Origin of the sequence: Dechloromonas sp. ZS-1 (assembly GCF_039649255.1) — a bacterium.
Classification (GTDB): Bacteria; Pseudomonadota; Gammaproteobacteria; order Burkholderiales; family Rhodocyclaceae; genus Azonexus.
On the sequence record NZ_JBDIYD010000021.1, the window covers coordinates 17320 to 30788 of the forward strand.

General features: G+C 61.4%; 13 protein-coding genes and 2 riboswitches. Of the genes, 4 read left to right on the forward strand and 9 right to left on the reverse strand.

The features are described 5' to 3' along the window. Positions 1 to 14: 14 nt before the first annotated feature. The 9 genes from nusA to AACO21_RS16100 all read right to left on the reverse strand — a co-directional run bounded on the left by nusA (position 15) and on the right by AACO21_RS16100 (position 7840). Positions 15 to 1487 carry a transcription termination factor NusA gene (gene nusA / locus AACO21_RS16060; protein WP_346193538.1) on the reverse strand — a complete coding sequence of 491 codons (1473 nt, stop codon included), beginning with the start codon at positions 1485 to 1487 and terminating at the stop codon, positions 15 to 17. A gap of 21 nt (positions 1488 to 1508) precedes the next feature. Beyond that, on the reverse strand, positions 1509 to 1949 hold the full coding sequence (rimP, locus tag AACO21_RS16065) for a ribosome maturation factor RimP (RefSeq protein WP_346193539.1): 441 nt from the start codon (positions 1947 to 1949) through the stop codon (positions 1509 to 1511). Positions 1950 to 2085: 136 nt separating this feature from the next. Then, positions 2086 to 3078 (reverse strand): 23S rRNA pseudouridine(2605) synthase RluB, encoded by a 993-nt coding sequence (rluB, locus tag AACO21_RS16070; protein ID WP_346193540.1) that lies wholly within the window; start codon positions 3076 to 3078, stop codon positions 2086 to 2088. Beyond that, positions 3062 to 3610, reverse strand: coding sequence for an SMC-Scp complex subunit ScpB (gene scpB, locus AACO21_RS16075; protein WP_346193541.1), 549 nt, complete (start codon positions 3608 to 3610; stop codon positions 3062 to 3064). Before scpB ends, rluB begins: the two co-directional genes overlap by 17 nt. Next, positions 3579 to 4448, reverse strand: a complete 870-nt coding sequence (locus tag AACO21_RS16080; protein ID WP_346193542.1) for a ScpA family protein — start codon at positions 4446 to 4448, stop codon at positions 3579 to 3581. The genes scpB and AACO21_RS16080 overlap by 32 nt, the downstream gene beginning before the upstream one ends. A 40-nt stretch (positions 4449 to 4488) precedes the next feature. Next, complete coding sequence (locus AACO21_RS16085; protein ID WP_346193543.1) at positions 4489 to 5691, reverse strand: tryptophan--tRNA ligase; 1203 nt, start codon at positions 5689 to 5691, stop codon at positions 4489 to 4491. A 7-nt stretch (positions 5692 to 5698) separates the two neighbouring features. Continuing rightward, positions 5699 to 6349: a site-2 protease family protein gene (locus AACO21_RS16090; protein ID WP_346193550.1), complete on the reverse strand. Its 651-nt coding sequence runs from the start codon at positions 6347 to 6349 to the stop codon at positions 5699 to 5701. Positions 6350 to 6357: 8 nt separating this feature from the next. Then, a complete protein-coding gene (locus tag AACO21_RS16095; protein ID WP_346193544.1) occupies positions 6358 to 6987 on the reverse strand; it encodes an L-threonylcarbamoyladenylate synthase in 630 nt (209 codons plus the stop codon). A 13-nt stretch (positions 6988 to 7000) separates the two neighbouring features. Further along, the gene (locus AACO21_RS16100; RefSeq protein ID WP_346193545.1) at positions 7001 to 7840 is read right to left on the reverse strand and encodes a 3',5'-nucleoside bisphosphate phosphatase; all 840 of its coding nucleotides are present in this window, start codon (positions 7838 to 7840) and stop codon (positions 7001 to 7003) included. A gap of 214 nt (positions 7841 to 8054) precedes the next feature. Further along, positions 8055 to 8155: riboswitch (glycine riboswitch) on the forward strand. Positions 8156 to 8252: 97 nt separating this feature from the next. Further along, positions 8253 to 8332: riboswitch (glycine riboswitch) on the forward strand. A gap of 77 nt (positions 8333 to 8409) precedes the next feature. Between AACO21_RS16100 and gcvT the strand changes: the two genes are divergently transcribed. From gcvT to AACO21_RS16120, 4 genes are all read left to right on the forward strand, one after another. After that, complete coding sequence (gene gcvT / locus AACO21_RS16105) at positions 8410 to 9501, forward strand: glycine cleavage system aminomethyltransferase GcvT (protein WP_346193546.1); 1092 nt, start codon at positions 8410 to 8412, stop codon at positions 9499 to 9501. Between the two features lie 31 nt (positions 9502 to 9532). After that, positions 9533 to 9919, forward strand: coding sequence for a glycine cleavage system protein GcvH (gene gcvH / locus AACO21_RS16110; RefSeq protein ID WP_346193547.1), 387 nt, complete (start codon positions 9533 to 9535; stop codon positions 9917 to 9919). Positions 9920 to 9992: 73 nt separating this feature from the next. Next, positions 9993 to 12857 carry an aminomethyl-transferring glycine dehydrogenase gene (gene gcvP, locus AACO21_RS16115; RefSeq protein WP_346193548.1) on the forward strand — a complete coding sequence of 955 codons (2865 nt, stop codon included), beginning with the start codon at positions 9993 to 9995 and terminating at the stop codon, positions 12855 to 12857. A gap of 103 nt (positions 12858 to 12960) precedes the next feature. Next, entirely contained in the window at positions 12961 to 13362 is a 402-nt protein-coding gene (locus AACO21_RS16120) for a phospholipase D-like domain-containing protein (RefSeq protein ID WP_346193549.1), read from the forward strand. The last annotated feature ends 107 nt before the right edge of the window (positions 13363 to 13469 follow it).

Genomic DNA, 13469 nt, shown 5'->3' on the forward strand with positions numbered 1-13469 from the left:
TTCTACCTCCCTGCTCACTCGAACCAGTGAGCCCGTGCCTTCAGAATCAGTTCCTTGGCACGCTCTTCATCAATGCCAGTCATTTCCACCAGCTCATCCACAGCCAGCTCGGCCAGGTCGTCACGGGTCTTCACCTCGTGACCAGCCAGCTGGGCGGCGATTTCCTTGGTCATCCCCTCAAGACCAATCAGGTCCTCGGAGACAGACTCAAGTTTTTCTTCGGTTGCGATGGCCTCGGTGAGCAGGACGTTACGCGCACGATTGCGCAGCTCATTGACGATATCCTCGTCCAGGCCTTCGATCTCGAGCATTTCGGCGAGCGGCACGTAAGCCACTTCTTCCAGGGTCGAGAAGCCCTCTTCGATCAGCAGGTCGGCGAGTTCTTCGTCGATATCCAGCTTTTCCATGAAGGTGACACGGGTCACCGCATGTTCTGCCTCGGACTTCTTGGCCGACTCGTCCTGGGTCATCAGATTGATGGTCCAGCCGGTCAGTTCGGAAGCCAGGCGAACGTTCTGCCCGCTACGCCCGATGGCGATGGCCAGATTGTCCTCATCCACCACCACGTCCATGACATGCTTTTCCTCATCAACGACGATGGAGGAAACCTCTGCCGGCGACAGGGCGCCAATGACGAACTGGGCCGGATCAGCAGACCAGAGGACGATATCGATGTTTTCACCGCCGATTTCGTTGCGCACGGCGGTGACACGGGAGCCGCGCAGACCGACGCAGGTACCGATCGGATCGACACGCGGGTCGTTCGACTTGACGGCAATCTTGGCACGCATGCCCGGGTCACGTGCACAGGCCTTCAACTCCATCAGGCCGTCGGCAATTTCCGGCACTTCCATGTCGAACAGCTTGATGACGAATTCCGGTGCGGTACGGGACAGGATGATCTGCGGGCCACGGGCGTTACGGTCGATACGCAGCAGGAAAGCCTTGACGCGGTCACCCACGCGCAGGTTTTCCTTCGGGATCATCTGATCGCGCGGCAGCAGGGCTTCCACCTTGCCCGCCTCGACGATGGCATTGCCACGCTCCATGCGCTTGATGGTACCGGAGACGACATGCTCCTTGCGATCCAGGAAGTCCTGCAGGATCTGCTCACGCTCGGCATCGCGAATCTTCTGCAGAATGACCTGCTTGGCCGCCTGGGCACCAATCCGGCCGAAGTCGATCGGCTCCAGCGGCTCTTCCAGGGTGTCACCCACCTCGATCTCCGGATCGTCCTTCTGGGCGTCGGAGAGGGGCAGTTCCAGGTATTCATTGACATAGGCTTCGTCTGCAACGACGTGCCAGCGACGGAAGGAGTCGTAGTTCCCCGTAGCGCGATCGATCGAGACACGCACTTCGGCCTCGTCATGGATGCGCTTTTTGGTCGCGGACGCGAGCGCCAGTTCAAGGGCACCGAAAACGATTTCCTTGTTGACGTTCTTTTCGCGGGCCAGTGCATCGACCAGCAACAACATTTCACGGCTCATGGGCTAAAACCTCCTAGTCCTTCAGTCGAATCGCGGCACAAGGCGTGCCTTTTCGATATTGTTGAATTCGAGTTCCACGTCTTCCTTCTCGAGGCGCAGGCCGACCTTGCCATCCGTGTGGCCCAGCAGCTCGCCCTGGAAGTTGCGACGATTGTTCTGAGGAATGCGCAGCTTGATCTGGATTTGTTCGCCGGCAAAACGTTCGAAATCGACGGCCTTCTTGACCACCCGATCCATGCCCGGCGAAGAGATTTCGAGACGGTCATAGTCGATGTTTTCGACTTCAAACAAACGGGTCAGTTGATTCGACACCTTGGCACAGTCCTCGACATCAATGCCGCCTTCCTTGCCCGGCGCATCGATAAAGACACGAATCGTGCGCCCACGCGGCGACAACTCGACATCCACGAGTTCATACCCAAGACCGGTGACGGTCGTTTCCAGCAGCGAATTCAAATCCATAGCCACAAATAAAAAATGGGCGAAACGCCCACCTCAGAAAAAAAGATGCCCGCCAAAAGCACGGGAGGAACAAACCCGTGAATTATAACGAGTTTATTCCTCCCAAACAATGCATTTGGCTAAAACACCGGTGTTTTTAGCCGCCGGACGACTTTTGCAGTTCGCGCATCAGCAGCTTGACTTCACCCTCGTCCAATTCGCGGCAACGACCCCGCTTCAGCTGCGGCGGCAAGACAAACGGACCGTAGCGCACACGGATCAGACGGCTGACCGTACACCCCACCGCCTCGAACATGCGACGCACCTCGCGGTTACGGCCCTCGAAGAGACTGACGCGATACCACTTGTTGGCCCCTTCGCCGCCCGCATCGACCAGGCTGGCAAAACTGGCCTCGCCATCTTCCAGCTCAACCCCCTTGAGCAATTGAGCCTGCGCATCCTGCGTCAGTTCACCGAGCACGCGCACCGCGTATTCACGCACCAACTGGGAGCTCGGGTGCATCAGCTTGTTGGCCAACTCGCCCGAGGTCGTAAACAACAACAGGCCCGAGGTGTTGAAGTCCAGGCGGCCGACGTTGATCCAGCGCCCGCCGCGCATGCGCGGCAAGGCAGCAAACACGGACGGACGGCCATCCGGATCGCTACGCGAGACAATTTCGCCCTCCGGCTTGTGATACATGAGCACGCGCGGCGGACGGCTGCTGCCGGTAAAACGGATATTGATCAGGCGCCCGCCGACCTTGACCTTATCAGTCGGAACAACGGACTGCCCCAGATGCGCGACCTCGCCATTCACCGACACCTTGCCGGCGGCGATCCATTCTTCCATTTCGCGACGGGAACCCACGCCGGCCTGGGCCAGGATTTTCTGCAGGCGCTCCGGCTTGGCTTCGACCAGCGGCTTGCCGTTACGGCCGATATTGCCGCGATTGGCGCGCCCGGTCGGTACCGGTCCCTGACGGCGGCGCGGCGCCGGTGCGGGGGCAGCCGCTTCAACGGCCTCCGGCGCATCATTTTCGGGCATTTCGGCAGGTTGACCGCGACCGCCACGGCCTGCGCGACCCGTCGGTGCCGGACCCGGCTTTTTGGTCGACGCCCGGAAAGGCGTACGCTTAGTGTTGGATGTCATGACTCAGCTCCAGTGTCTGGCTGATCTGCTCAAGCGGCGGCAACTCGCTGACGCTTCGCAAACCCAGATCATCAAGAAATTGTTTGGTAGTGGCAAATAGCGCCGGTCGGCCCGGTGTCTCACGATGCCCCACGACATCGATCCAGCCGCGCTCCTCCAGCGTCTTGATTACATTGGCGTTGACGGCGACGCCACGGATTTCTTCGATATCGCCCCGCGTCACCGGCTGACGATAGGCCACGATGGCCAGGGTTTCAAGCACCGCCCGCGAATAACGCGGCGGCTTTTCCGGATTGAGACGCTCCAGATAAGGTAGGTATTCCGCCCGCGTCCGAAAACGCCACCCCGACGCCAGCTGAACGAGCTCGACCGGGCGATCCTCGTAGGCGTCACGCAACTCGTCAAGCAATTTGCGCAGGGTTTCCGACGACAATTCGTCGTCGAACATCTTTTTCATGTCGTGCGTCGTCATCGGCGCCTGCGCTGAGAGCAGCGCCGCCTCAAGAATCGACCTGACCTTGTTCGGCTCCATCGCCGTCCTCCAGTTCAGGCTCGGCGTCACCCGAGCGCAAATTGACATAAATCGGGGCAAAAGCCTCGGTCTGGGTAATGCGGATCAGCTTTTCCCGCCCCAGCTCCAGCATGGCCAGAAAATGCACGACCAGTCCCGGCGCCCCCATCTCCGGATCAAATAGCGTTTCAAACTGGACGAAACCGCCCTTTTCCTGCAGATGCCGCAGAATGACCCCCATGTGCTCGCGCACCGAGAGTTCTTCGCGGCTGATCTTGTGATTGCGCTTCAGCACCGCCTGACGCACCACGGCCATCCAGGCCTCTTTCAGATCGGCAACCGAGACTTCCGGCTGGCGCACCAGCAGGGATTTCTCGACCAGCGTATCGACCCAGTAAAAGTCCCGCTCCGCTTGCGGCAGTTCATTGAGGCGATGCCCCGCCACCTTCATCTGCTCGTATTCCATCAGGCGGCGCACCAGTTCGGCGCGTGGATCTTCCGCCTCCTCACCTTCCGCCGCCTTCGGGCGTGGCAGCAGCATGCGCGACTTGATCTCGATGAGCATCGCCGCCATCAGCAGATATTCGGCAGCCAACTCCAGATTCTGCGCCCGCATCGCCTCGACATAATCCAGATACTGCCGGGTGAGCGGCGCCATCGGTATATCGAGGATATCGACGTTGGCCTTGCGAATCAGGTACAGCAGCAGATCGAGCGGCCCCTCGAAGGCGTCGAGCATGACTTCGAGCGCATCCGGCGGGATGTAGAGATCCTGCGGCAAAGCCGCCAGCGGCTCGCCGTAAATGCGCGCCACCGGGGCAAAAAGCTCGCTCTGCGGCAGGTCGACCGCCAGATTCATGCGTTCGCCTTCATCTGGCCGCCGTCATGCGGGCACGGCATCAGTTGTATTCCAGCCCCATCGACTCGCGCACGTCACGCATGGTTTCGCGCGCCAGTTCACGAGCCTTTTCACAGCCGTCAGCGATGATGTTCTTGACCAGCACCGGATCGTCCAGATACATCTGGGCGCGTTCGCGCATCGGCGCCTGCTCGCGCAGGATGCCTTCAATCACCGGCTGCTTGCACTCAACACAACCGATGCCGGCGCTCTTGCAGCCCCGCTCCAGCGTGGCGCGGGTGGCCTCGTCGGTATAGACCTGATGCAGTTGCCAGACCGGGCAACGCGCCGGATCACCCGGATCGGTGCGGCGCACGCGCTGCGTATCGGTCGGCATGGCCTTGACCTTCTTGGCGACCGAATCTTCGGTTTCGCGCAGGGTGATCGTGTTGCCGTAAGACTTGGACATCTTCTGACCATCCAGGCCCGGCATCTTGGATTCCGGCGTCAGCAGGTAGCCCGGCTCGACCAGGATCATCTTGCCGGTGCCTTCGAGATAACCGAACAGGCGCTCACGGTCGACGGCCGACATATGCTGAATTTCGTTGAGCAGCGCCTTGGCCTGCTCGACGGCTTCCTTGTCGCCATTCTGCTGGAAACGGGTGCGCAGTTCTTCGTAGAGGCGCGCCTTCTTGCCGCCGAGCTTCTTGACGGCTTCCCTGGCCTTGTCCTCAAACCCCGGCTCACGCCCGTACATGTGGTTGAAACGGCGTGCCAGCTCGCGCGTGAATTCGACGTGCGGAATCTGATCCTCACCCACCGGCACCTTGTCGGCGCGATAGATCAGGATGTCGGCACTCATCAGGAGCGGATAACCGAGGAAGCCATAGGTCGTCAGATCCTTGCCGGCCAGCTTTTCCTGCTGATCCTTGTAGGTCGGCACGCGCTCCAGCCAGCCGAGCGGCGTCATCATCGACATCAGGAGATGCAGTTCGGCATGCTCCGGCACCTTGGACTGAATGAACAGCGTCGCCTGATTCGGATCGACACCGGCCGCCAGCCAGTCAATGACCATGTCCCAGGTTGCCTTTTCGATATTCTGCGGATTGTCGTAATGCGTCGTCAGCGCATGCCAGTCCGCGACAAAGAACAGGCAGGGATACTCGTGCTGGAGCTTGGCCCAGTTCTTGAGCACGCCATGGTAATGGCCGAGGTGCAGGAGCCCGGTCGGGCGCATGCCGGAAAGAACACGTTCTGCGTACATAGTCGATTCAGTAAAGACCAAAAATGGTTTCGATGACACGGCCCACGCCGGCCACCAAGGGATTCATCACGGCGCTGAGGATACCGGTGAACAACAGCACCAGCAAAATCGGGAAGCCCCAGCGTTCAAGCTGGGCAAATTTCCAGGCCAGGGAATGCGGCAACAGGCTGACGGCAATCCGCCCGCCATCCAGCGGCGGCAAAGGCAACAGATTGAGCACCATGAGCACGCAATTGATCGCGATGCCGATCTTGCTCATTTCGGACAAGGGCACCGTGTAGGCATTCTCCGGCATCAGCCAGGCCAGCTTGAGCAAGGCAGCCCACATCAGCGCCATGGCCAGATTGGCCAGCGGCCCAGCTGCGGCCACCCAGAGCATGTCGCGCTTGGGCTGGCGCAGCCGACCAAAATCCACCGGCACCGGCTTGGCGTAACCAAACAGGAAACTCCCGCCGGAAAACAGCAGGATGGCGAGCGGAATGACGATGGTGCCCATCAAGTCGATATGCCGGATCGGATTCAGGCTGATCCGGCCGAGGCGCCAGGCCGTCGGGTCGCCGAAGTGGCGTGCGGCATAGCCGTGCGCAGCCTCATGCAGGGTAATGGCAAAGACGATCGGCAAGGCAGCAACCGCCACCAGCTGGATCAAGGCATTCAGGTCGCCCATCACGCCTCAAAACCAAAGAGCGCCAGCGGCCCGCGCCCTGCCCGGACGAGTTCCGGTGCCGGCCCGGTCAGATCAACCACGGTGGTCGGCTCGGTCCCGCAATAGCCGGCATCGAGAATCCAGTCGATATGGTCATCCAGGCGATCCTGAATCTCCCAGCCTTCCGTCAGCGGCGTCTCGTCACCCGGCAACTGCAGGGTGGTGGTGAGCAGCGGCTCACCGAGCTCTTCGAGCAAGGCCAGGGCAACCGGATGATCGGGAATACGCAGGCCAATGGTCTTGCGCTTGGGGTGCATGACCCGGCGCGGCAATTCCTTCGAGCCCTCGAGAATGAAGGTGTAGCTCCCCGGCGTTGCCGCCTTGAGCAAACGATACTGGGCGTTGTCGACGCGGGCGTAATTGGCGATCTCGGAGAGATCGCGGCACATCAAGGTGAGGTGATGACGGTCATCGATGCCGCGGATCAGGCGAATGCGATCCAGCGCATCCTTGTCACCCAAACCGCAGGCCAGGGCGTAACAGGAGTCGGTCGGCAAGGCGACGATGGCGCCCTGACGAATGAAATCGACCGCCTGCGTCAACAAACGCGGTTGCGGCGATTCGGGGTGAATATTGACAACACGGGCCATGAACAGGATTCAATCAGCGAAAAAGGCGCCAGACCGGTTTCAGGTCGAGCGGCAGCCCGGCCAGCTTGCCGAGATCGACATAGCTTTCTTCCGGACCATGGAAATCGGAACCACGCGAGGCGTGGAAGGCGTAATGACGGGCCAGGCGGGCAAAATGCAGCACGTTATCGTTCGAGTGGCTGCCCGACACGATCTCGATGCCCTGCCCGCCGAGCGCCTTGAACTCATCCAGAAACTTGCGCATGTCGCCGCCCGAGAGCTTGTAGCGTCCCGGATGGGCCACCACGGCAACACCACCGGCATCACTAATCCATCCCAGCGCAACGGCCAGCGTCGCCCACTGATGTTCGACATACCCCGGCTTGCCGGGCGTCAGGTAATACTGAAAGACACTGCCGACATCCTTGGCAATCCCGATGGAGACCAGATAGCGGGCAAAATGGGCACGCGAGATCAGGTCGGCATTGGTGGCATAAGCCAGCGCCCCGTCGTACACGCCGGGAATCCCGATGGCAGCCAGGGCATCGCCCATCCGCCTGGCCCGCTCGATACGTCCCTGACGCAAGGCATCCAGACCGGCGACCAGCCCCGGCGCCATGCGATCAAACGCCAGCCCGACAATATGAATGGGCGTCCCACGCCACTCAATCGAAATCTCGACGCCATTCACAAACCGCATGCCCAATTCGGTCGCCGTGGCCTCGGCCTCCGGCAAGCCACCCAGGGCGTCATGGTCGGTCAGCGCCCAGCAGTCGACTCCATTTACCGCCGCGCGCGCCGCGACCGCTGCGGGCGGCAGCAGGCCGTCGGAGACGGTGGAATGGCAATGAAAATCGAAATTGACTGGATTCACGGGCAATACAACGGGCGGAAACGAAGAGTTTATCACGAAGGCCGCCCCACGCCCTCCGGCGCGCCGCCATAAGGCAGTTCACAAGGCAGTTTCAGGCCAGGAACGGACAGGCAGCCGCCCCGGCATTCATGACAATAAAATGAGCGCATGACACACCTCGCCCGATGGCTTTGATGAACATATTGATCAGACCGCGCCATCCCGATATAGTGCCTCCCGTTCCATGGGAGAGCGCGTGTCACCGGCGACGGTCGACCGCCGCCGAAGGCGCAATTTCACCCGAAAACGCTCAGGCAAAAGGACCGTGGAATCAGTTCGCCCGTTTTGCATTGAACTCGACATGTCGGGACGTTCCGGAAGACAACTGCTTCGACCGGCGCATCCCCAGTCTCGGGTTCAATGCAAAGCGTGCGGCTGAAACTCTGGAGAGCGGCGTCAACAGCGCCCACCGATGGGGCAAATCTCTCAGGTATCGAGGACAGAGGGGTGAAACGCAAGAAGCAGTTCTTTCGTTTCACCCCTTTTTCTTTTCCAGAAACGGCTTTAAGAAAAGCCACTAAAGGATTGATATGCTGAAGAAAACGATTTTGAATGCAGCACATCGCGCCCTGAACGCCCGCATGGTCGATTTCGGCGGCTGGGACATGCCGGTGAATTACGGCTCCCAGATTGAAGAACACAATGCCGTGCGGACCGACTGCGGCATGTTCGATGTCTCGCACATGTGCCCGGTGGATGTTGTCGGCGCCGACTGCCGCGCCTTTCTCTCCCGCCTGGTCGCCAACGATGTCGCCAAACTGACCGTCTCCGGCAAGGCACTCTACTCGGCCATGCTCAACGAGGCCGGCGGCGTCATCGACGACCTGATCATCTATTTCCTGACCGACACCCGCTTCCGTATCGTGGTCAATGCCGGCACGGCTGAAAAGGACCTCGCCTGGATGCAGGCCAAGGCCGCCGAATGGAAGATGGACGTCACCTTGACGCAGCGCCGCGACGGTGACAATGCGCTCGGCATCATCGCCGTGCAGGGCCCGAACGCCCGCGCCAAGGTCTGGTCCGTCCTGCCGCAAGCCAAGGCCGCGATTGCCGATCTGAAGCCCTTCTTTGCGGCCGAAGTCGACCAGTACTTCATTGCCAGCACCGGCTATACCGGTGAAGACGGCTACGAAATCATGATGCCGGCCGCCGAGGCCGACAGCCTGTGGAACGCCCTCAAGGATGCAGGCGTGGCACCGTGCGGCCTGGGCGCCCGCGACACCCTGCGCCTCGAAGCCGGGATGAACCTCTACGGCCAGGACATGGATGAAACCGTGTCGCCGCTCGACGCCGGACTCGCCTGGACCGTCGCCATGAAGGACGAGCGCGATTTCGTCGGCCGTGCCGCCCTGGCCGCTAACGGTCAGCAACAACAGTTCCTCGGCCTCGTCCTGCTCGACAAGGGCGTGCTGCGCGGCCACCAGAAAGTCATTACCCAACAAGGGGATGGCGAGATTACTTCAGGCACTTTCTCACCCACGCTTCAACAATCCATCGCCCTGGCACGTCTGCCGCTGAACGTGCAGATCGGTGATGAAGTCAGTGTCGACATCCGTGGCAAGCTCCTGAAAGCCAAGGTCACCAAACCGGTATTCGCCCGCAACGGCAAAGCAGTTCAGTAAATTCAACCCATTCATCCATCTGGAGAAAACCATGTCCAACGTTCCGTCCAACCTGAAGTACGCCGCCTCCCACGAGTGGGTTCTGAAGAACGCTGATGGCACCGTGACCGTCGGTATTTCCGACCACGCCCAGGAAGCCCTCGGCGACCTCGTGTTCGTCGAACTGCCGGAAGTCGGCGCCCATTACGCCGCCGAAAAGGAAATCGCCGTCGTTGAATCCGTCAAGGCCGCTGCCGACGTGTACGCCCCGATCGCCGGCACCGTGACCGAAGTCAACCAGGCTGCCGCCGACGCGCCGGAATCCGTCAATGCCGACGCCTATGCCGCCTGGCTGTTCAAGATGACCCCGGACAACATGGCCGACGTCGATGCCCTGCTCGACGCTGCTGCCTACCAGGCTGTCGCCGACGCTGCCTGATTTTGCCCGTCAAGAACCGGTCGACCGCTGAACCCGGCCGGTTTTTTTCCTGCTTTCCGCTTGCGAATACACCATGACCCAACCGACCCTTTTTGCCCTTGAACAGCACGACGAGTTCATCGGCCGCCACATCGGCCCCTGCGCCGCTGAAACCACCGAGATGCTGGCCGCCATTGGCGCCGAGAGCATCGAACAACTGATCGACCAGACCGTCCCGGCCGCCATCCGCCTGCCGGCAGACCTGCCGCTGCCCGCGCCGAAGCGCGAGCACGAAGCCCTGGCCGACCTGAAAGCCATTGCCAGCAAGAACGTGATCGCCCGTTCCTGCATCGGCATGGGCTACTACGACACCCTGACGCCCAAGGTCATCCTGCGCAACGTCATGGAAAACCCGGGCTGGTACACCGCCTATACCCCCTACCAGGCCGAAATCGCCCAGGGCCGCCTCGAAGCGCTGATGAATTTCCAGCAGATGGTGGTCGACCTGACCGGTCTGGAAATCGCCAACGCCTCGCTGCTCGACGAAGCCACCGCCGCCGCCGAAGCCATGACCATGGCCCGCCGCGCCTCCAAGTCCAAGTCCAACCGCTTCCTGGTCGATGCCAACTGCTTCCCGCAGACCATCGACGTCGTGAAGACCCGTGCCGGCTACTTCGGCTTCGAACTGGTCATCGACACGGTCGACGCGCAAAAAGACGGCGAATTCTTCGGCGCCCTGCTGCAATACCCGGGCGACAACGGCAACGTGCGCGACCTCACCGACCTGATCGCCGGCCTGAAGGCCAAGGGCGCCACCGTGGCCGTGGCTACCGACCTGATGGCCCTGGTGCTGCTCAAGTCGCCGGGCGCCATGGGCGCCGACATCGCCCTCGGCTCCAGCCAGCGCTTCGGCATCCCGATGGGCTTCGGCGGCCCGCACGCTGCCTTCTTCGCCACCCGCGAAGCCAACGTCCGCTCCATGCCGGGCCGCATCATCGGCATCTCCAAGGACGCGCGCGGCAAGACGGCCTACCGCATGACGCTGCAAACGCGCGAACAGCACATCCGCCGCGAAAAGGCCAACTCCAACATCTGTACCTCGCAGGTGCTGCTCGCCAACATGGCCGGCATGTACGCCGTGTATCACGGCCCGCAAGGCCTGAAGACCATCGCCCTGCGCATCCACCGCCTCACCGGCATTCTGGTCGAAGGCCTGAAAAAGGCCGGCGTCGAGGTGTTGACCGCCGGTTTCTTCGATACCGTCCAGATCAAGACCGACAAGACCGTCGCCGGTTACAACCTGCGTCCGGTTGCCTCGGGCGTACAAGGCATCTCCTTCGACGAGACGACCACGGCCGCCGATGTCGCCACCCTGCTCCAGGCCCTGACCGGCCAGGCCGCCGATATCGCCGCGCTCGACGCCATCGCCGCTGCCAACAGCCCCTTGGCTAAAACTCCCGGCCTGCTGCGCACCGACGCCGTGCTCACTCACCCGGTGTTCAACACGCACCACACCGAGCACGAAATGCTGCGCTACCTGAAGTCGCTGCAGAACAAGGATCTGGCGCTCGACCACTCGATGATCTCGCTCGGCTCCTGCACCATGAAGCTGAACGCCACCAGCGAAATGATCCCGGTCACCTGGCCGGAATTCGGCGGCATTCACCCGTTTGCCCCGGCCGAACAGACCACCGGCTATCTGGAAATGATCGCCAGCCTGACCGACTGGCTGAAGACCGTGACCGGCTTCGACGCCATCTGCATGCAGCCGAACTCTGGCGCCCAGGGCGAATACGCCGGCCTGGTGGCGATTGCCCGCTACCACGCCAGCCGTGGCGAAGCCCACCGCAACGTCTGCCTGATCCCGAAGTCGGCGCACGGCACCAACCCGGCCACCGCCCAGATGTGCAACATGAAGGTTGTCGTCGTCGATTGCGACGACAACGGCAACGTCGATGTCGCCGATCTGAAGGCGAAGGCCGAAGCCCATGCCAACGACCTCGCCTGCCTGATGCTCACCTACCCGTCCACGCACGGCGTGTTCGAAGAAGCCGTGATGGACATCTGCGCGATCATCCACCAGTACGGCGGCCAGGTGTACATGGACGGCGCCAACCTGAATGCCCAGGTCGGCCTGACCTCGCCGGGCTTCATCGGTGCGGACGTCAGCCACATGAACCTGCACAAGACCTTCGCCATCCCGCACGGCGGCGGCGGACCGGGCATGGGCCCGATCGGCCTCAAGGCCCACCTCGCCCCGTTCATGGCCGACCACGCCGTCACCCCGACCGGCACGGCCGACCGTGTGAACAAGGGCCAGGGTGCTGTTTCTGCCGCCCCGTTCGGCTCGGCCTCCATCCTCAACATTTCGTGGATGTACCTGAACATGCTGGGCGGCAAAGGCGTCAAGAAAGCCACCCAGTTCGCCATCCTCAACGCCAACTACGTGGCCACCAAGCTGAAGGCGCACTACCCGGTGCTCTACGTCGGCAGCCAGGGCCGCGTGGCGCATGAGTGCATTCTCGACATCCGCCCGATCAAGGCCGCCACCGGCATCGCCGAAATCGACATCGCCAAGCGCCTGATGGACTACGGCTTCCACGCCCCGACGGTGTCCTTCCCGGTTGCCGGCACGATCATGGTCGAGCCGACCGAATCGGAATCGAAGGCTGAACTGGACCGCTTCATCGCCGCCATGATCAGCATCCGCAAGGAAATCGCCCGCATTGAAGCCGGCGAACTGCCGGCCGACAACAACCCGCTGAAGAACGCCCCGCACTCGCAGGCGGACGTCATCGAAGGCGAGTGGAACCGCCCCTACAGCCGCGAAGAAGCCGTCTTCCCGCTGGCCTGGGTCAAGGCCAACAAGTTCTGGCCGAGCGTCAACCGCATCGACGATGTGTACGGCGACCGCAACCTCAACTGCGCCTGCCCGCCGATGGACGCCTACGCCGACTAAGGCAAGGGCATTCCTGCATGCAAAAACGGCCTCTTCGGAGGCCGTTTTCTTTTCATGCTGCAGCACTGGATAATGCCCAATCACACCGCCTCCACGGTCAGCCATGATCAAGCCCCTACACCACCTCGCCGTCTATCTTCCTTTGGTGCTTTGCAGCACGCCGAGTCTGGCAAACTGCCCCGACCCAACCCGGCCTGCTGCACCTCAACTGGCATTCGGACCGGAGCAAACACCGGAAACCTTGATCGTGGAAACCATTGCCAGCGCCCGCCATAGCCTGCGCCTGGCAGCCTTCGGTTTTTCCTCCCAGGCCGTGAGCCAGGCCCTGGCCAATGCCGCCAAGCGTGGCGTGGATGTTCAGGTCGTGGTCGACTTCAAGCACAACATCGAAGAAGACAGCAAACGCATCAGCCGACGCGCCCTGGACAGCCTGCATGCTGCTGGTGTCCGCGTCCGCACGAACGGCGCATACCGGATTCACCACGACAACCGTAACCTTGCATAGAGTGTTACATACGGTAGATTAAGAATTGACCGACGTCCCCCCGTTTTCAGTAGCAATGGGCTTTAGAGTCCATGGTTAATTTACCTGATTTCTGAGCGAGTGATTTG

Coding starts and splice junctions, on each gene's coding strand:
- nusA (WP_346193538.1), bottom strand. CDS start 1,487: ATGAGCCGTGAAATGTTGTTGCTGGTCGATGCACTGGCCCGCGAAAAG.
- AACO21_RS16095 (WP_346193544.1), bottom strand. CDS start 6,987: ATGGCCCGTGTTGTCAATATTCACCCCGAATCGCCGCAACCGCGTTTG.
- AACO21_RS16085 (WP_346193543.1), bottom strand. CDS start 5,691: ATGTACGCAGAACGTGTTCTTTCCGGCATGCGCCCGACCGGGCTCCTG.
- AACO21_RS16120 (WP_346193549.1), top strand. CDS start 12,961: ATGATCAAGCCCCTACACCACCTCGCCGTCTATCTTCCTTTGGTGCTT.
- gcvP (WP_346193548.1), top strand. CDS start 9,993: ATGACCCAACCGACCCTTTTTGCCCTTGAACAGCACGACGAGTTCATC.
- gcvH (WP_346193547.1), top strand. CDS start 9,533: ATGTCCAACGTTCCGTCCAACCTGAAGTACGCCGCCTCCCACGAGTGG.
- AACO21_RS16080 (WP_346193542.1), bottom strand. CDS start 4,448: ATGAATCTGGCGGTCGACCTGCCGCAGAGCGAGCTTTTTGCCCCGGTG.
- rluB (WP_346193540.1), bottom strand. CDS start 3,078: ATGACATCCAACACTAAGCGTACGCCTTTCCGGGCGTCGACCAAAAAG.
- rimP (WP_346193539.1), bottom strand. CDS start 1,949: ATGGATTTGAATTCGCTGCTGGAAACGACCGTCACCGGTCTTGGGTAT.
- gcvT (WP_346193546.1), top strand. CDS start 8,410: ATGCTGAAGAAAACGATTTTGAATGCAGCACATCGCGCCCTGAACGCC.
- scpB (WP_346193541.1), bottom strand. CDS start 3,610: ATGGAGCCGAACAAGGTCAGGTCGATTCTTGAGGCGGCGCTGCTCTCA.